The organism is Paracoccus sp. 22332, assembly GCF_052045125.1.
Lineage (GTDB): Bacteria > Pseudomonadota > Alphaproteobacteria > Rhodobacterales > Rhodobacteraceae > Paracoccus > Paracoccus haematequi_A.
Genome location: NZ_JBQEOI010000002.1, coordinates 192195 through 210389 on the forward strand (window position 1 = coordinate 192195; position 18195 = coordinate 210389).

Annotated in this window: 17 protein-coding genes; 8 read left to right on the forward strand and 9 right to left on the reverse strand. The window is 66.2% G+C overall.

Translation table 11 applies throughout. The annotated features are described in order from the left end of the window. Nucleotides 1–44 precede the first annotated feature (44 nt). The 3 genes from ACTJI6_RS03060 (at nt 45) to metH (ending at nt 5443) form a co-directional block, all read left to right on the forward strand. Nucleotides 45–1478 (forward strand): mannose-1-phosphate guanylyltransferase/mannose-6-phosphate isomerase, encoded by a 1434-nt coding sequence (locus tag ACTJI6_RS03060; RefSeq protein WP_440797729.1) that lies wholly within the window; start codon nt 45–47, stop codon nt 1476–1478. Between the two features lie 211 nt (nt 1479–1689). Further along, on the forward strand, nt 1690–2736 hold the full coding sequence (locus tag ACTJI6_RS03065; protein ID WP_440797730.1) for a homocysteine S-methyltransferase family protein: 1047 nt from the start codon (nt 1690–1692) through the stop codon (nt 2734–2736). After that, complete coding sequence (gene metH / locus ACTJI6_RS03070; protein ID WP_440797732.1) at nt 2729–5443, forward strand: methionine synthase; 2715 nt, start codon at nt 2729–2731, stop codon at nt 5441–5443. Before ACTJI6_RS03065 ends, metH begins: the two co-directional genes overlap by 8 nt. Before the next feature lie 74 nt (nt 5444–5517). Here metH and ACTJI6_RS03075 read toward each other — a convergent pair whose 3' ends face one another. The 6 genes from ACTJI6_RS03075 to ACTJI6_RS03100 all read right to left on the reverse strand — a co-directional run bounded on the left by ACTJI6_RS03075 (nt 5518) and on the right by ACTJI6_RS03100 (nt 11311). Continuing rightward, entirely contained in the window at nt 5518–6558 is a 1041-nt protein-coding gene (locus ACTJI6_RS03075) for an ABC transporter substrate-binding protein (protein WP_440797734.1), read from the reverse strand. A gap of 94 nt (nt 6559–6652) precedes the next feature. After that, nucleotides 6653–7375 carry an SDR family NAD(P)-dependent oxidoreductase gene (locus tag ACTJI6_RS03080; RefSeq protein WP_440797736.1) on the reverse strand — a complete coding sequence of 241 codons (723 nt, stop codon included), beginning with the start codon at nt 7373–7375 and terminating at the stop codon, nt 6653–6655. Between the two features lie 10 nt (nt 7376–7385). Continuing rightward, complete coding sequence (gene ppk2 / locus ACTJI6_RS03085) at nt 7386–8264, reverse strand: polyphosphate kinase 2 (RefSeq protein WP_440797738.1); 879 nt, start codon at nt 8262–8264, stop codon at nt 7386–7388. Nucleotides 8265–8267: 3 nt separating this feature from the next. Then, on the reverse strand, nt 8268–9194 hold the full coding sequence (locus tag ACTJI6_RS03090; protein ID WP_126154578.1) for a homoserine O-succinyltransferase: 927 nt from the start codon (nt 9192–9194) through the stop codon (nt 8268–8270). 4 nt (nt 9195–9198) lie between these two features. Next, nucleotides 9199–10059 (reverse strand): ATPase, encoded by an 861-nt coding sequence (locus ACTJI6_RS03095; RefSeq protein WP_440797741.1) that lies wholly within the window; start codon nt 10057–10059, stop codon nt 9199–9201. Nucleotides 10060–10159: 100 nt separating this feature from the next. Continuing rightward, nucleotides 10160–11311 carry an OmpP1/FadL family transporter gene (locus ACTJI6_RS03100; protein ID WP_440797743.1) on the reverse strand — a complete coding sequence of 384 codons (1152 nt, stop codon included), beginning with the start codon at nt 11309–11311 and terminating at the stop codon, nt 10160–10162. Between the two features lie 248 nt (nt 11312–11559). Here ACTJI6_RS03100 and guaB point away from each other — a divergent pair, with 248 nt between their 5' ends. Further along, nucleotides 11560–13008, forward strand: a complete 1449-nt coding sequence (guaB, locus tag ACTJI6_RS03105; RefSeq protein ID WP_440797745.1) for an IMP dehydrogenase — start codon at nt 11560–11562, stop codon at nt 13006–13008. A 45-nt stretch (nt 13009–13053) separates the two neighbouring features. On the opposite strand, the gene ACTJI6_RS03110 is transcribed toward guaB, so the two are convergent. Beyond that, complete coding sequence (locus tag ACTJI6_RS03110; protein ID WP_126154574.1) at nt 13054–13368, reverse strand: TIGR02300 family protein; 315 nt, start codon at nt 13366–13368, stop codon at nt 13054–13056. A gap of 114 nt (nt 13369–13482) precedes the next feature. Between ACTJI6_RS03110 and ACTJI6_RS03115 the strand changes: the two genes are divergently transcribed. After that, on the forward strand, nt 13483–14181 hold the full coding sequence (locus ACTJI6_RS03115) for a M48 family metallopeptidase (RefSeq protein WP_440797747.1): 699 nt from the start codon (nt 13483–13485) through the stop codon (nt 14179–14181). Between the two features lie 31 nt (nt 14182–14212). Beyond that, nucleotides 14213–14860: a GntR family transcriptional regulator gene (locus tag ACTJI6_RS03120; protein ID WP_126154572.1), complete on the forward strand. Its 648-nt coding sequence runs from the start codon at nt 14213–14215 to the stop codon at nt 14858–14860. Here ACTJI6_RS03120 and ACTJI6_RS03125 read toward each other — a convergent pair. Continuing rightward, nucleotides 14857–15480 (reverse strand): YSC84-related protein, encoded by a 624-nt coding sequence (locus tag ACTJI6_RS03125; protein WP_440797750.1) that lies wholly within the window; start codon nt 15478–15480, stop codon nt 14857–14859. The genes ACTJI6_RS03120 and ACTJI6_RS03125 overlap by 4 nt on opposite strands. Nucleotides 15481–15793: 313 nt before the next feature. Here ACTJI6_RS03125 and ACTJI6_RS03130 point away from each other — a divergent pair, with 313 nt between their 5' ends. Next, nucleotides 15794–16411 carry a hypothetical protein gene (locus ACTJI6_RS03130; protein ID WP_440797752.1) on the forward strand — a complete coding sequence of 206 codons (618 nt, stop codon included), beginning with the start codon at nt 15794–15796 and terminating at the stop codon, nt 16409–16411. Between the two features lie 97 nt (nt 16412–16508). Here the strand turns inward: ACTJI6_RS03130 and hemB are convergent, their stop codons facing one another. After that, nucleotides 16509–17507, reverse strand: a complete 999-nt coding sequence (gene hemB, locus ACTJI6_RS03135; RefSeq protein WP_440797754.1) for a porphobilinogen synthase — start codon at nt 17505–17507, stop codon at nt 16509–16511. 83 nt (nt 17508–17590) lie between these two features. On the opposite strand from hemB, the gene ACTJI6_RS03140 reads away from it, so the two are divergent. Continuing rightward, on the forward strand, nt 17591–18163 hold the full coding sequence (locus ACTJI6_RS03140) for a hypothetical protein (RefSeq protein WP_440797756.1): 573 nt from the start codon (nt 17591–17593) through the stop codon (nt 18161–18163). Nucleotides 18164–18195 lie beyond the last annotated feature (32 nt).

Genomic DNA, 18195 nt, shown 5'->3' on the forward strand with positions numbered 1-18195 from the left:
AGGCTATCCCTTGGCGCAAATCAGCCTTCGAGGGACAGCCTTCCATGACCAAGATCACCCCCGTCCTGATGGCAGGCGGTTCGGGCACCCGGCTGTGGCCGGTATCGCGCAAAAGCTTTCCCAAGCAATTCGCGCCTCTGGTGGGGGACCGGACGCTGTTCCAGGCCTCGGCGCTGCGGCTGGCGGGACCGGATTTCGCCGATCCGGTGGTGATGACGAATGCCGATTTCCGCTTCATCGTGGCCGAGCAGCTGGACCAGGCGGGCATCCAGCCCGGCGCCATCGTGATCGAGCCTTCGGGGCGCAACACGGCGCCTGCGATCCTGGTGGCGGCGCTGATGGTCGCCTCGAAAGACCCCGAGGGGCTGCTGCTGGTCGCGCCGTCCGATCACGTCATCCCGGATGCCGCCGCCTTTGCCCGCGCCGTCCGTCAGGGCGTCGAACCGGCCGCCGAAGGCCGGATCGTCACCTTCGGCATCACCCCCGACCGGCCCGAAACCGGATACGGCTATCTGGAACTGGCCGGGCAGGGCGACGGCCCGCAGCCGCTGGCGCGCTTCGTGGAAAAGCCCGACACCGCGACGGCGGCGCAGATGCTGGCGCAGGGAAATTTCCTGTGGAACGCGGGCATTTTCCTGTTCAAGGCCGGGGTGATGATCGACGCGTTCCGCGCCCATGCCTCCGAATACCTGTCCCCCGTCCTGGCCGCCCTGGACGAGGCCAAGGACGACATCGGCTTTCTGCGGCTGGCCAAGGGTCCGTGGGACAGCCTGCCGGACCAGTCCATCGACTATGCGGTGATGGAAAAGGCCGACAACCTGACCGTTGTGCGCTTCTCGGAACGCTGGTCGGATCTGGGCGGCTGGGACGCCGTGTGGCGCGAGGCGCTGCTGGAGGCGCCCTCGGACAACGGCGTGGTGACGGACGCCCATTCCACCGCCATCGACTGCCATGACGTGCTGCTGCGGTCGGACAGCGAGGATCTGGAGGTGGTGGGCATCGGGCTGACCGACGTGATGGTGGTCGCCACCGCCGACGCGGTGCTGGTCGCCGACAAATCCCGCGCCCAGGACGTGCGCCACGCCGTCAGCGCGCTGAAGGACAAGGGCCGCAAGCAGGCAACGGCCTTTCCGCGCGACCACCGCCCCTGGGGCTGGTTCGAGACGCTGGCCCTGGCCGACCGATTCCAGGTCAAGCGCATCGTCGTGAAGCCCGGCGCGGCCTTGTCGCTGCAAAGCCATGTGCATCGGTCCGAACACTGGATCGTGGTGTCGGGGACGGCCAAGGTCACGGTGGACGACAAGGTGACTCTGGTCACGGAAAACCAGTCGATCTATGTGCCCTTGGGCGCCGTCCACCGGATGGAGAATCCCGGCAAGGTGCCGATGGTCCTGATCGAGGTGCAGACCGGCAGCTATCTGGGCGAGGACGACATCATCCGATACGAGGATGTCTATGCCCGCAGCAGCGCGGATTGACCGGCAAGCCGGGGCGCTTCGCCCCCCTCGGGCCTGCCGGCCCCTTCCTCGCTGAAAAAGGTCCACCGGACCTTTTTCCGGGCGCTCGGAAGCCCAGAGGATATTTGGACCAAGGCAAAGGACATGCCTCGCATTCATAATCTTCTGTAGGATTATGAATTTGTCGTTGCGGGCGGGGCGCGCTATATCTGCGCCTTCTGGCAAGGATGACATGATGACCGGCAGACTGACCCCGTCCCCCGCCTTCGAGGCGCTGAACCGGCTGGCCGCCGAACGGATCCTGATCCTGGACGGGGCGATGGGCACGCAGATCCAGCAGCTTCGGCTGGGCGAGGACGATTATACCGGCCACGGGTCGGGCCATGCCTGCCGCCATCGCTCGGACCATCCCCAGCAGGGCAACAACGACCTGCTGATCCTGACCCAGCCCGAGGCGGTCAAGGAGATCCACTACCGCTATGCGATGGCGGGCGCGGACATTGTGGAAACCAACACCTTTTCCGCCACCACCATCGCCCAGGCCGATTACGGGATGCAGGCGGCGGTGCGCGACCTGAATGTCGAAGGCGCGCGCATCGTCCGCCGCGCCCTGGACCGCGCCACCGCCCAGGACGGCAGGCCGCGTTTCGTCGCGGGCGCGATCGGGCCGACGAACCGGACCGCCTCGATCAGCCCGGACGTGAACAATCCCGGCTATCGCGCCGTCACCTTCGAGGATCTGCGCAGCGCCTATCACGAACAGGCGCAGGCGCTGATCGAGGGCGGCGCCGACATCCTGCTGATCGAGACGATCTTCGACACGCTGAACGCCAAGGCCGCGATCTTCGCCTGCATCCAGGCGATGGAGGCGCATGGCCGGGCGCTGCCGCTGATGATCTCGGGCACCATCACGGACGCCTCGGGGCGCACGCTGTCGGGACAGACGCCGACCGCCTTCTGGCATTCGGTGCGCCATGCCCGGCCCTGGTCGGTGGGGCTGAACTGCGCGCTTGGCGCCTCGGCCATGCGCCCGCATCTGGCGGAACTGTCGGCGGTGGCCGACACCCATATCTGCGCCTATCCGAACGCGGGCCTGCCCAACGCCTTCGGGCAATATGACGAAGGCCCCCAGGATACCGCCGTGCAGGTTGCCGATTTCGCGCGAGAGGGGCTGGTGAACGTCGTCGGCGGCTGCTGCGGCACCACGCCCGACCATATCCGCGCCATTGCCGAGGCCGTGGCCCAATACAGCCCCCGGAAGGTTCCCGAATATGCTTGAACGCCAGTTGCGCCTGTCGGGCCTGGAACCCTTTGTCCTGACCCCCGACATTCCCTTCGTGAATATCGGCGAACGCACCAATGTCACCGGCTCCGCCCGTTTCCGCAAGCTGATCACCAACCGCGACTATGCGGCGGCGCTGGAGGTCGCGCGCGACCAGGTGGAGAACGGCGCCCAGATCATCGACATCAACATGGACGAGGGGCTGATCGACTCGCGCGCCGCGATGGTCGAGTTCCTGAACCTGCTGGCCGCCGAACCCGACATCGCCCGCGTCCCGGTGATGATCGACAGTTCGAAATGGGAGGTGATCGAGGCCGGGCTGCAATGCGTGCAGGGCAAGCCGGTCGTGAACTCGATCAGCATGAAGGAGGGCGAGGAGCAGTTCCGCCAGCAGGCGCGCCTGTGCCTGGCCTATGGCGCGGCGGTCGTGGTCATGGCCTTCGACGAACAGGGCCAGGCCGACACCTGCGCCCGCAAGATCGAGATCTGCGCCCGCGCCTATCGCATCCTGACCGAGGAGGTCGGCTTCCCGCCCGAGGACATCATCTTCGACCCCAACATCTTCGCCGTGGCGACGGGGATCGAGGAGCACAACAACTATGGTGTGGACTTCATCGAGGCCACCCGCTGGATCCGCCAGAACCTGCCCCATGCCCATGTCTCGGGCGGGGTGTCGAACCTGTCCTTCAGCTTCCGCGGCAACGAACCCGTGCGCGAGGCCATGCACGCCGTGTTCCTGTACCACGCCATTCAGGCGGGGATGGACATGGGCATCGTCAACGCAGGGCAGCTTGCCGTTTATGACCAGATCGACCCCGATCTGCGCGAGGCCTGCGAGGACGTGGTGCTGAACCGCCGCCCCGACGCCACCGAGCGCCTGCTGGAGATCGCCGAGCGCTTCAAGGGCGACGGCGGCGCGCAAAAGCGCGAAAAGGATCTGTCCTGGCGCGAATGGCCGGTCGAGAAGCGGCTGGAACACGCACTGGTCAACGGCATCACGGAATATATCGAGGCCGATACCGAGGAAGCGCGGCTTGCCGCCGAACGCCCGCTGCATGTCATCGAAGGTCCGCTGATGGCGGGGATGAATGTGGTGGGCGACCTGTTCGGCGCGGGCAAGATGTTCCTGCCGCAGGTGGTGAAATCCGCCCGCGTGATGAAGCAGGCCGTGGCCGTCCTGCTGCCCTACATGGAGGCCGAGAAGGCCGCCAACGGGGGCAGCGACCGGCAGGCGGCGGGCAAGATCCTGATGGCGACGGTCAAGGGCGATGTCCACGACATCGGCAAGAACATCGTCGGCGTCGTGCTGGCCTGCAACAATTACGAGGTCATCGACCTGGGCGTGATGGTTCCCGCGCAGAAGATCCTGGAGGTCGCGCGCGAACAGCAGGTGGACGTGATCGGCCTGTCCGGCCTGATCACCCCATCCCTGGACGAAATGGTGCATGTCGCCTCAGAGATGGAGCGCGAGGGCTTTCAGGTGCCTCTGCTGATCGGCGGGGCCACGACTTCGAAGATCCACACGGCGGTCAAGATCGCGCCGCGCTATCACAAGGGCGCCGCGGTCTATGTCACCGATGCCAGCCGGGCGGTGGGGGTGGTGTCGTCGCTGCTGTCGCCCTCGCAGCAGGCGGCCTATGTCGACAATATTCGCGCCGAATATCTGGACGTGGCCGAGCGCCACGAACGCGCAGAGGCCGCCAAGCAGCGCCTGCCGCTGGCCGCTGCGCGGGCCAATGCGTTGAAGGTGGACTGGTCCGGCTATCAGGCGACCAGGCCGCAATTCCTGGGCCCCCGTATCATCGACGATTGGGACCTGGCGGACATCGCGCGCTATATCGATTGGACGCCGTTCTTCCAGACATGGGAGCTGAAGGGCGTCTATCCCCGGATTCTCGACGACGAAAAGCAGGGCGAGGCCGCGCGCAACCTGTTCCGCGACGCGCAGGACATGCTGGCCCGGATCGTCGACGGCCAATGGTTCAGGCCGCGCGCAGTGGTGGGCTTCTGGCCCGCCAACGCGGTGGGCGACGACATCCGCCTGTTCACCGACGACAGCCGCGCGACGCCGCTGGACACGCTGCACACCCTGCGCCAGCAGGTGACCAAGCGCGGCGACCGCCCCAACGTGGCGCTGTCCGATTTCGTCGCGCCCGAGGGTCGGCCCGATTACGTCGGCGGCTTCGTGGTGACGGCGGGACCGGAGGAATCCGAGATCGCCGCGCGCTATGAACGCGCGAATGACGATTACGCGGCGATCATGGTCAAGGCGCTTGCCGACCGCATCGCCGAGGCCATGGCCGAGATGCTGCACGAACGGGTCCGCAAGGATCTGTGGGGCTATGCGTCCGGCGAAACCTTCACTCCGCAGGACCTGGTCGCGGAACCCTACAAGGGGATCCGCCCCGCGCCCGGCTATCCCGCCCAGCCGGATCATACCGAAAAGCTGACCCTGTTCCGGCTGCTGGACGCGGAAAACGCGACCGGCGTGCGGCTGACCGAAAGCATGGCGATGTGGCCGGGCTCCTCCGTGTCCGGCCTCTATATCGGACATCCCGACAGCTACTATTTCGGCGTGGCGAAGATCGAGGAGGACCAGGCCCGCGACTATGCCGCGCGCAAGGGCATGGATCTGGCCGAGGTCGAACGCTGGCTGGCGCCGATCCTGAACTACACCCCACGGAAAAAGGACGAGGCTGCGTAGGCCTCGCCCTTTCACTTTTGCTTAAATATCCCACAGGGGGTCCGGGGGACGTGAAGTCCCCCGGCGTTCGCCACTCAGAACCCCGCCTTGATCTTCTCGAACTCGGCCAACTGCTTCTCGCGCTGCGCCGGATCGTTGGGCGTCTGCGCCAGGACCGGGGCGTCGATCTGGGCCAGGCCCATGGCGACGGCGGGTTCATCGGCAATGGTTGCCATCGCCTCGGTCGAGGTATGGCCATAGCCGATCGTGTCCAGCAGCCCCTTGGCCGCTGACGGTTCCAGCCAGGCGTTGATGAAGTCATAGGCCTTGTCTTCGTTGCCCGGCCCGCCCTTCAGGTTCACATAGCCGCAGAAGAAGGTCGACGATCCTTCGGTTGCCTCGCGCTGGAAGCCGACCGGATAGCCCTCGGCCTGCAACAGCGACAGGACATCGTTCCAGGACCAGGTGACATCCACCGCGCCCGACGCCATCAGCTGCGCCTGTTCCGAGGGATCGGCCCAATAGGCGGCGACGTTCTGGTGCGCCTGGCGCAGCCAGTCGGCGGCCGCCTGGAACTGTTCGTCGGTCACGTCGGTCCAGTCGGTCGTGCCGGTCGCCAGATAGGCCAGCGCCCACACGTCGTCCGACGAATCCGGCAGCGAGGTGCGGCCCTGGTATTTCGGATTGGTAAAGACCTGAAGCGTCGCCACATCCTCGGCCGGGACGGTCTCGGTGTTATAGGCGATGGCCGCCGCGCCCCAGTCGGTCGGGATGAACCAGACGCCGCCGTCATCCTTGAAGACCGGCGAATCCAGGAAGCGCGGGTCGATCTTGTCGAAATTCGGAATTTTCGCGGTGTCCCACGGCTCGATCAGGCCCGCGTCGCGGTATTTGCTGACCATCTGGCTGCACGGATGGGCCACGTCGGCCTTGAAGCCCGAGGCGACCTTCTGGAACGCCTCGTCGTCGTCGCCGTAAAAGGCATAGGTCGGGCTGTCGCCGTGCTTGTCGATATAGGCCTGGAAGATCGACGGTTCCTCGAACCCTGCCCAGTCGAAGACTGTCAGTTCCTTGTCCGCCGCAAAGGCGGGCAGGGCGATCAGGGTGGCGATGGCGGTGGTGGTCAGCAAGCGCATGAAATCGGGCCTTCCTGTTGGGCGGTTCGACCCGAACGCTAGCGGCGGCCAAACCCTGGCGCAAGGGCATCGCGCGGCGCTGACGGGCCGTTGATCACCGCATCCGCAACGCGCCGTCCAGGCGGATCACCTCGCCGTTCAGATAGGCGTTTTCGACGATATGGCCGGCCATGCGGGCGAATTCCTGCGGATCGCCCAGGCGGGGCGGGAAGGTGACTTCCGCCGCCAGCCCGTCCTGCACGTCCTGGGGCAGCCCGCGCAGCATGGGCGTGGCGAAGATGCCGGGCGCGATGGCGCAGACGCGGATGCCCAGTCCGGCCAGATCGCGCGCCAAGGGCAGGGTCATGCCCGCGATCCCGGCCTTGGACGCGGCATAGGCCGCCTGTCCCCTCTGCCCGTCGAAGGCCGCAACGGACGCGGTGTTGACGATCACGCCGTTTTCGGTCCGACCGTTCCTGGCCATCTCGGCCGCCGCCAGCCGCAGCGTGTTGAAGCTGCCGATCAGGTTCACCTCGACCACGCGGCGAAAGGCGTCCAGGTCGTGCGGCCCGTTCCGGCCCACGGTCTTTTCGCCGATCACGATGCCCGCGCAGTTCACGCAGATGTCGATGCCGCCCATCAGCTCGACGGCCCGCGCGATGGCCGCCGCCGCGCTGTCGGCCGAGGTCACGTCGGCCTGCACATGGTCGGGCCGGTCGCCCGCCTCGCGGTCCAGGATCACCACCCTGGCCCCCTGCGCCCGGAACCAGTCGGCGGTGGCGGCCCCCAGGCCCGAGGCGCCCCCGGTGACGATGGCGCGGCTGTTCTTCAGGTCCATCGCGTGCCCCTTATCGGTCCAGCAGGTCCGGCCCGCCGGTGACGGCCGGGTCGGGTGTGCCGATGGCGGCGGCGTCCTTGCCCGCGAAATCGACCGCGTTCAGGATCGTCTGGATGGCAGCGATCCGCGCGCGCCGCTTGTCGTCGGACCGGATCACCGTCCAGGGCGCGATGGGCGAATGCGACAGGTTCAGCGTGTCGTGGATCGCCTGGGTATAGTCGTCCCATTTCGCCAGCCCCTCGACATCGATGCGCGACAGCTTCCATTGCTTCAGGGGATCGGCCTCGCGGTCCAGGAAGCGGCGCAACTGTTCGGCGCGGCCTACGTTCAGCCACAGCTTGACCAGGATGATGCCGTCATCGACCAGGGTCCGTTCGAAGCCCGGCAACTGCCGGAAGAACGCGTTGCGCTGCTGTTCGGTGGAAAAGCCGAAGACGCGTTCGACGATGCCGCGGTTGTACCAGCTTCGGTCGAACAGCGCGATTTCCCCGGCGGCGGGCAGCCAGTCGACGTAACGCTGGAAATACCATTGCCCGGCCTCGCGTTCCGTAGGGGTGGGCAGGGCGACGATATAAGCCGACCGAGGGTTCAGGTTCTCGCGGGTGCGTTCGATGGTGCCGCCCTTGCCGGCCGCGTCGCGTCCCTCGAACAGCACGACCAGCCGCTTGCCGGTCGCCACCACGTCATGCATCATCCGCACCAGTTGCAGCTGCAACTGGCCCATCCGCGCCTCGTAGGTCTTGCGGTCCAGCCCTGCGCGATAGGGATAGGTGGGGTCCAGGATGTCGTCCTTGCCCGCGCCGTCCAGAACCTTCCTGATGTCCTTGGGCGCGTCCTTCAGCGCCTGGGTGATCTTGCCCACCAGGGGCAGAAGAGGCGCGTCGGGCATGTCCTATCCCTTTCCGATGCGGTTCAGGTCGTATTCCGTCGTCTGATAGATCTCGTTGATCCAGTTACCGTAAAGCAGATGGGCATGGCTGCGCCAGCGGTTCGACGGCGTGCGGGTGGGATCGTCGTCGGGATAATAGTTCGACGGCACGTTGATCGGCCTGCCCGAGGCCACGTCGCGGTCGTATTCCTCTTTCAAGGTCGTGCTGTCGTATTCGAAGTGGTTGAAGACATACAGCGCGCGATGGCCCGGATCCTCCAGCAGGCAGGGGCCGCACTGGTCGCTGGCCAGCAGCGTGCGCAGGGCCGGGCGGGCGTCCACATCAGGCTGGCGCACCTCGGTCCAGCGGCTGACGGGGACCAGCACGTCGTCGGAAAAGCCGCGCAGATAGGGGCTGGCGGGGGCCTGGTTGTGGTGGCGGAAGCAGCCGAAGGCCTTGTGGTCCAGCAGGTGCTTGTCCAGGCGGTGGAAATGCCAGGCCATCGCCATGCCGCCCCAGCAGACGCCGAAGGTCGAATGGACATGGCTTTGCGTCCAGTCGAAGACGCGGGTCAGTTCCGGCCAATAGGTCACATCCTCGAAGGGCAGTTGCTCGACCGGGGCGCCGGTGATGATGAGGCCGTCGAACTTCTCTCCGGTGGCCTCGACATCGCGGAAGGGGCGATAGAAGCTGGCCATGTGGTCGGCTGCGGTGTTGCGGCTTTCGTGGTCGGACATGCGGATCAGCTGAAAGTCGATCTGCAAGGGGGTCGCGCCGATCAGCCGGGCGAACTGGTTTTCGGTCTGGATCTTCTTGGGCATCAGGTTCAGCAGCCCGATGCGAAGCGGCCGGATGTCCTGGGTCGCGGCCCGGCCCGGAGACATCACCATCACGCCTTCGTCCGACAGGATGCGATAGGCGGGCAGGTTCTCGTTCAGGGTGATGGGCATTGTCTTATTCCTTGCGGTCGATGGCGCGGGCGATCAGGGCGTCGAAATCCGCAGGACTGCGGACCTCGGCCACCTCCTCGGCCAGGACGGTGACGCCGCGCCGCGCCATCGCCTGATAGCGCGGCTGGCGGTGGGCCAGGGCGCGCGCGTAAGTCCAGCGGATGAAGTCGTCGGGATTGACCTGCGCCGCCTCCAGCCCCTTTTCGACGCGATAGGCGACCCAGGCCTTTTCCAGGAATTCCGGCTGGTAATACATGGGCTTGGGCGCCTTGTCGAAGCGGCGGACCAGTTCGGCGGTATGGGCGTCGGACCCCTTGATCCAGACCATCAACAGATCGCGTTCCAGTGCCGACAGCACCGGATCGGCCGGATCGTCGGGATCCACCACCTCGCAGATCGAGCCGCCCGAATCGCAGACGAAATGCGGGATGGCATAGATGTCGCGGGCGCGGTCCATGAAGTGGCGCGTGTCCAGCAGGGCCGCGATCTCGGCCCGGCGGTGCTGGTTCTGGCGCAGGCAGTATTCGTCGAAGGGCAGGCCGCCGCGCGACGGGCTGCCGGGCTTGCCCAGATAGGTCGACAGCGGCGCCAGGTTGTCGAAGGTGATGTTGCTGGCGATATAGACGCTGTCGGACAGCAGCAGGTCGCGCAGGAAGGGAACCTTCATCGCCTCGCGCTTGAAGTTATCGGCGATGAATTCGCCCATGTAGCGGGTGCCGATGCGGTAATCGACCGAGTAGTGGAACCAGTCGCCCGCCTCGCGCAGCATGTTGGCCAGATAGGTCTTGCCCAGGCCCGACATCCCGAACAGCACGACGCGTTTTGCGCCCGATCCCAACCATTCGCCGCCGCTGCCATAGATCATCGGGTGCCCCTTCGCCTTGCGCCGCATAGGTAATCCGCGCCCGGCCAAAAGCAAAGGCCCCGCCGGAACGGGGCCTTGCCGGGATCGCGGTGGCAGGGGGTCAGAAGCTGTAGCCGATGCGGACGCCCACGCCCCAGACATCGCCGTCGTCGGTCGTGGCGACCGTCCGCTTGTTGCCGGTCTCTCCCACGGCCAGGTCGGAACCGCCGACGCGGGAATAGTTGATCCCCGTAGTGATCTTGATGTTGTCCATCGTATAGATCGCCGCCAGCGTGATCGCCTTGCGCCCGTTGGTCGGCGCAAGGGGCGAGATGATGTCGCCCTTGCTGGGTTCGTAGAGGAACGAGACCGAGCCGGACCAGCTCTCGGTGAACTTGCGGCCAACGCCGATGGTATAGGTGGTGGTATTCTCAAGCTCGACCAGCGGAATTCCGTTGCCGACCGGAATGGGGAAGACCGCGTTGTCGACCAGGAACTCGGACCATTTGACCCAGCGGATCGACCCGAACAGAAGCGTGTCCGCCGCGATGCCGGTCTGACCCTCCAGCGTCCAGCTGCGCGGCGTCTTGACGGTGTAGTTGCCGGTGATGGTATCGGTCAGCCCGCCCGTCGCCGCAAGGATGGCCGAGCCGCTTTCGGTCATGTCGAAGTCGTGGTCGATCGGAGAGTTGTAGGTCAGCGAGACTCGCGCGGCGATGTCCGGGATCTCGTAGGCGGCGCCGATGACATATCCGACCCCCGTTTCGCGGGCGATGTCCAGATTATACGGAACCGGGCCGAGGCTGGAATAGGCCTGCCCCTGCAACCGGACCTGGCCATCGGCCTGCGACCCGCGGATGCCGCCATGGATCGAGAAATTGTTGTCGAAGCGATACCGCGCCAGCGCGGTAAAAGTGGTGGAATCGATCTGGACGCGGGTGCCCCCCAGCACCGGCGATCCGCCGGATCCAGTCGGGTACAGCAGATCCGCCCCGAACGGCTGTTCCATGATGAAGGCGGCCGACAGGTTGTCGTTGAACTGGTGCTTGTAGGCCAGCCCCACGAAGCCATAGCCTTGCGTCACGTCGCCGGTCTTGAAAGAGGCGATATCCCTGCCTTCCACCGTGGGATCGACCCCGCCAAAGCTCAGTTCGGCGTAATTCCCCTGTTCGAACAGCACGGACAGAGACTGCGGCGCCCGTTCGATCCCGCCCGCGACGATCGGGGACGCAGAGATCAGCAGAACCGCGCCGCCAGTCATGATTTTTTTCATAGTTCCCTCCCTTGGCAGCCATGCGGCCGCTGGATTCGAGCTTTACCGCCGATGTTCTACGAATCAATTAATGGTGCAATATGACGCGGCGTCGATGTCCAATGCGCGTGCCCCGCGTGTCTTTGCAGCAACTTTCGGTTGTCCCGGAGCGGGGAATTATCCGAAACAAAAACGCCTCGCCGCACTGGACAAACATCCCGGCCCGTGAAAGGGGAAACTGCCAAACGAACTTGCCGCAAGGACACCCCATGCAGATTCGTGAGGCGCTTACCTTTGACGATGTGCTTCTGGTCCCCGCCGCATCCACGGTCATGCCCTCGACCGCCGATGTGACGACGCGCGTGACGCGCGCCATCGCCATGAACATCCCGCTGCTGTCATCCGCCATGGATACGGTCACCGAAAGCCGCATGGCCATCGCCATGGCCCAGGCGGGGGGCATGGGCGTGATCCACCGCAACCTGACCGCCGAACAGCAGGCTGACGAGGTCCGCCGCGTCAAGCGGTTCGAATCGGGCATCGTCTACAATCCGATCACCTTGCGCGCCGATCAGACCGTGGGCGACGCCAAGGCGTTCCAGGAACGCTTCAACGTCACCGGCTTTCCGGTCGTGGACGACCAAGGCCGTGTCGTGGGCATCGTCACCAACCGCGACATGCGCTTTGCCAGCGACGACCGGACGCCGGTGCGGGCGGTCATGACCTCGGACAACCTGGCGATGCTGACCGAACCGGCCGACCGCCAGCAGGCCATCGGTCTGATGAAGGAACGCCGCATCGAAAAGCTGCTGGTCACCGACGGGCAAGGCAAGCTGACGGGCCTTCTGACGCTGAAGGATACTGAAAAGTCGGTCCTGAACCCCTTGGCCTGCAAGGACGATCTGGGCCGCCTGCGCGTCGCCGCCGCATCGACCGTGGGCGACGAGGGTTATGAGCGCAGCCAGGCCCTGATCGACGCGGGCGTGGACATGGTGGTGATCGACACCGCCCATGGCCATTCCGCAGGGGTCGCCAAGGCGGTCGAGCGGGTGAAGATGTTCTCGAACGAGGTGCAGGTGGTGGCCGGTAACGTCGCCACGGCCGAGGGGACGCGCGCGCTGATCGACGCCGGGGCCGATGCGGTCAAGGTCGGCATCGGGCCGGGCTCGATCTGCACCACGCGGATCGTCGCGGGCGTGGGCGTGCCGCAGCTGACGGCGATCATGGATGCGGCGTCCGCTGCGGGCGAGGTGCCGATCATCGCCGACGGGGGCATCAAGTTCTCGGGCGATTTCGCCAAGGCCATCGCGGCGGGCGCCAGCTGCGCCATGGTCGGCAGCGCCATCGCCGGCACCGACGAATCCCCCGGCGAGGTGATCCTGTACCAGGGCCGGTCCTTCAAATCCTATCGCGGCATGGGCAGCCTGGGCGCCATGGCGCGCGGCTCGGCCGACCGTTATTTCCAGAAGGACGCGGCGACCGACAAGCTGGTCCCCGAGGGGATCGAGGGTCAGGTGCCCTACAAGGGTTCCGCCAGCGCGGTGATCCACCAGTTGGTCGGCGGCCTGCGCGCCGCGATGGGCTATACCGGCTGCGCCACGGTCGAGGAGATGCGCAAGAACTGCCAGTTCGTGCGCATCACCGGGGCTGGGCTGAAGGAAAGCCACGTCCACGACGTGCAGATCACGCGGGAAAGCCCGAACTATCGGCTGGGCTGACCCCGCAAAAGAACAAAGGCCGGTCTGGGACCGGCCTTTTTCGGATCAATCGTCGTCGTTTTCCGGGACATCGGCGATTTCGTCCAGCGACACGTCGCCGTCGTCGTCGTCCTCCTCCAGCAGATCGTCGTCCAACTCGCCTGCGTCGTCGCCCAGATCCTCGTCGTCGTCGACCAGGTCGTCGTCTTCACGGGCGGCGGTCTTTTCGGTGACCAGCGTCTTGCCGCGCGAGTCCGTCAGGCTTTCCAGCGTGAAGGTGTTCCCGCAGGCGGGGCAGGTCATCGGATTGGCGCGCAGGTCGTAAAAGCGCGTCGCGCAGTGCGGGCACAGGCGTTTCGTGCCCCATTCCTCTTTGGGCATGGCATTCTCCTTCCGCCGCGTTTAGGGAATTTCGGTGGTCCCCCTGCCACAGGCATACGGGGGTGTCAAAGGCTTTCGACAGCAACCGGCGGACGGGGCAAGGGCAGGCGCGGGATGGCCGAGGCGTTCACGATCGGCAACGGGATGCGGATCACCTGGCGGCGCTCGGCCCGCGCGCGGCGCATGACGCTGCGGGTGCCGCGCGACGGCGGGCCGGTGGTGCTGACGCTGCCCGTGGGCGCCCCTCTGTCCGATGGCGCCGCATTCGCCGAATCGAAGGCGGCTTGGCTGTTGCAGGCGGCCCAGCGGCGGCCCGCGCCCAGCATCGTGCAGCACGGCGCGGCGGTGCCGGTGGCGGGGATGCCGCTTGTGCTGACCCCGGCCTCGGTGCGCGCCGCGTCGGTCGAGGGCGAGGCGCTGCTGCTGCCCGCGGGCCGTCCGGCGGGGCCGGTGGTGCAGGCGTTCCTGAAGCACCGGGCGATGGCGCACCTGCGCGCGGCCTGCGACGGTTATTCCGTGGCGCTTGGTCGCAGCTATCGGGCCATCGCCCTGCGCGACACGCGGTCCCGCTGGGGCAGTTGCACGGCGGACGGGCGGCTGATGTTCTCCTGGCGGCTGGCGATGGCCCCGCCCGTGGTGCTGGATTATGTCGCCGCCCACGAGGTCGCGCATCTGCGCCACATGGATCATTCGCCGCGCTTCTGGGCGGCAGTGGCGGGGCTGATGCCCGACTATGCGCGCCATCGCGACTGGCTGCGGCGGCACGGGCCGGACCTGATGGTCTGGCAGTTCCGCGATCCCACGGGGGATTGACGGGCGCGCAGTTTGTGATCACAAACGCACCATGAACGCCCCAGCCCGCCCCGCCGATCCTTCCGCCCACGAGAAGCTGTACCGCAACCTGCGCAGCCGGATCATGCTGGGCGAGTTGCCCCCCGGCAAGCCGCTGACCCTGCGCGGCATCGCCCGCGAATACCACCTGTCCATGACCCCCGCGCGCGAGGCCGTGCGCCGCCTGGTGGCCGAGGGGGCGCTGACGCTGTCCGCGTCAGGGCGCGTCACCACGCCCGCGCTGTCGGACGACCGGATCGAGGAACTGGCGGCCCTGCGTGCGCTGATCGAACCCGAACTCGCCGCCCGCGCCCTGCCGCGCGCGCATTTCGCGCTGATCGACCGGCTGGCGCAGATGAACGCGCGCATCGCCGACGCGGTCGAGAACCACGACGCCGTGGGCTATATCCGCTGCAACCTGGAATTCCACCGGATGCTGTATCTGCGCGCGCAGGCCCCGGCGATGCTGGCGATGCTGGAAACGATCTGGCTGCAACTGGGACCGACGATGCGGGCGCTTTACGGACGGGTGAAGCGGAACGAGCCGCCCCGCCATCACCGCATGATCCTGGCCGCGCTGCGGGCGGGCGACGAACCCGCCCTGCGGCTGGCCGTGCGCGCCGATGTCACGCACGGATTGCGGCACCTGACCTCGGGTTAGCGGCGGCCCATTTGCGGCAGGCCCATGCCGCCGAAGCCCAGCGTCGGGATTTCGGAGGGGATGATGCGGGTGTATTTCGTGCCCTCGATTGACGCGCCCGCCATCAGCCCGGCCTGGCCGAAGATCATCGCCACGACCGGCAGCTGCGCGGTGATCGTGTCGGCGCCCAGCGCCATGCCGCCCTGGGGGATCGCATAGAAGGCATTGGCCCCCGCCAGCCAGCCCGGCGAGGCGCGGAAGGACGCAAGCGCGGCATCGGTCTGGAAGATCAGCACATGCGCGTATTGCTGCGCGCCCGCCTGGAAACCCACAGTGGCGCGGGTGGCGGAATAATAGTCCACCGTCGCCCCGCCGATCCTCAGCGCGCCCTGGCCATAGGCGCCGCCGAAGCCAAGCGCGGCCTCGGTCATCAGGGGCATGTAGAGGACGCCCTTGGCGTTCTGCACCAAAGCCTGCGCCGAAGGGTAGTTCTGGACCAGATACTGATGCGTCGCATCGACCCGCGCATCCAGTTCCGCCCCGGCATTGGTGCCCACGGCATTGCTGCACCCGGCAACCGCCAGCGCGGCGGCGCCTCCGGCCAGGACGCCGCGCCGGGTGATCCGGTTTCCATCGTTCATTCTGTCGCCCTCATCTCTGCATGCGCATGGCGCTATCGCCCGAGACCTAGGAGATTTTTCCGGGCCTGTCACCTGCCGGTGATGCGCCATAGCGGCAAGTCGCCCACACACCCCCGCGCCTTCAATTTCGCCCAATAATAAATATAAAACTAATATTTACCCGTAGTGGTTGAAGTTCATCGCTATTTCGTTTTATTTTGACTCGGTTTTTGCTCGTGTTATTCTTTTTATTGGGAATGCGGATATCAGCGGTCAATCCGCATTTTTTTTCTGATGAGTTTCATCGACTGCGTGTGGGAGCAAGTGAGGCATGTTGAAGACGATTTTAACGGCGACCGCCGTATTGCTTGCGGGGTCCATCGGCGCCGCTGCGCATACGGTGACGTTCGGCTGGACCGACAATGGAAACGGCACGATCACCCTGTGGAACGAACATTGGCACGGAGATCAGGTCTTTCCCTGCAGCGAAGGCATCCTGTGTTCGGATAACGGCGGCCTGACCATATCCGGGAACGGCACGAATGATCCCGCTGCCTACGGATTGAATCCTTATACGATCCAATGGGCCGGGACCGTGAATAACCGCGACCGCGACGCGATGATCGCGGACAAGACCTTGACCGGCTACACCGACGATCCCGACAATGAAACCGGGGTCCGTTACAACGACTGGCTTTATACCCAGCCGCTGACGCTGGGCGACGGCTTCTGGTATTTCTTCACCGGCACCAATTGCTGCATCGACACCATGTCCCACCCTGTCCTGGTGGAACTGAAGGGGATCGGCAGCGTGGATCCCGGAACCGGGCCGGGGCCTGTGGATCCCTCGGCGGTTCCCCTGCCGGCGACGCTGCCGCTGGTCGCGGTGGGCCCGGTGTTTCTTGCGGTTCTGCGCCGCCGCCGCAAAAGCGGAAAGCCGCTGGCGGCATGACACATCTGCACGGCTGCGGATTTCGCAGCCGTGCTCCTGTCTCGGGCAGGATGAATTCCCCAGAGCGTTTCGCCCAGGGCCGGATGCGGTCTTTGGATCAGCCTTTGGACGCCTCGGCCACCAGCGGCGCGAAATAGGTCAGGATGCCGTCGCAGCCCGCCCGGCGGAAGCACAGCAGGCTTTCGAACATGGCGTCCCGCGACAGCCAGCCGTTGCGGATCGCGCCTTCCAGCATCGCGTATTCGCCGCTGACCTGATAGGCGAAGGTCGGTGCGCCGAACTGGTCCTTCACGGCGCGGCAGATGTCCAGATAGGGCATTCCCGGCTTCACCATCACCATGTCCGCGCCCTCGGCCAGGTCGCGGGCGACGCAGCGGATCGCCTCGCCCCGGTTGGCGGGGTTGACCTGATAGGTCTTCTTGTCGCCCACCAGCCGCCCGCATGCGCCCACCGCGTCCCGGAACGGGCCATAGAAGCTGGAGGCGAATTTCGCCGCATAGGACAGGATCGCCACATGCTTGTGGCCCGCCTGTTCCAGTGCGCCGCGCAGCGCGCCGATGCGGCCGTCCATCATGTCGCTTGGCCCCAGGATGTCGGCGCCGCTTTCCGCCTGGGCCAGGGCCATGCGCACCAGGGCCTCGACCGTCTCGTCATTCAGGATCTCTCCGTTCACGACGATGCCGTCATGGCCGTTGGCGTTATAGGGATCCAGCGCGATGTCCGTCATCACCGCCAGGTCGGGCACGGTTTCCTTGACGGCGCGGATCGCCTGGTTGCCGATATTGTCGGGATCCCAGGCCCGTTCGCAAGTTTCTGTCTTAAGATCCTGATCTGAATGGGGAAAGATGCAGATCGCCGGGATGCCCAGCGTCGCGGCCCGTTCCGCCGCCCGGCGCGCGCCGTCCAGAGTCAGCCGCTCGACTCCGGGCATCGAGGCGATCTCGCCCTCGGCCCCCGACACCTCGGTCACGAAGATCGGCCAGATCAGGTTGGCGGGCGTCACGTCGCATTCCGATACCATCGCGCGGATCGCGGGGGTGCGGCGCAGCCGGCGCAGCCGGGCGGCGGGGAAGGGGGCGATGATCGGCGTCGGCATGGCGGGTTTCCTTCTTCGGGGCGGCTTTTCCTTTGGCAACTGCCGTTCTAAGGTCGCCCGCGACCAAGGACAAGGAAGCCCGCGTGCCCCAATTCAACAGTCTGATCGGGTTTCTGGACAGCCGGTCGTTCGGCACGGTCTGGTATTGGCTGGTCGTGATCGGCACCTGGTCGCTGACGGGCCGCAGCGTGATCGGCGTCCCGGTCGAGATCCTGTCCCGCGCCCGCGCCGCCCTGGCCGAGGGCAAGGGCGATGCCCCGGTGGTCCTGCACCTGCTGGACTGGCTGTCGCTGGTGCTGCCCCGCTGGCGGCTGGGCAGGCGAGAGGGGGCGTGCTTCCTGGCCGCGACCGGCTTCGCGCTGTCGTCCTTGGCGATCATGGGCATCGGCTATGACCTGGAACTGGCGCTGGCGTCCTTTCTGCTGCTGATGCCGCTGGCGGCGCTGTTCTGGATGCGGATCGCGCTGGCGCGCCGTCTTGTCCCGCTGCTGGAGGCGGCCGAGCAGGGCGCCCAGCCCATCCCCGAGGCGGCTTCGCAGGCGGTCAGGCGGATGGTGATCCACCGGCGGCTGGTCACGGTCCTGTCCATGGCGGCGGTGGCGGTCACGGCGCTGTGGGGCGCGCTGTGGTCGGTGATCCATCCCTATGGGTTCTGACCTTGACTCCGCCGCGCGGCGCTTTACCTCAC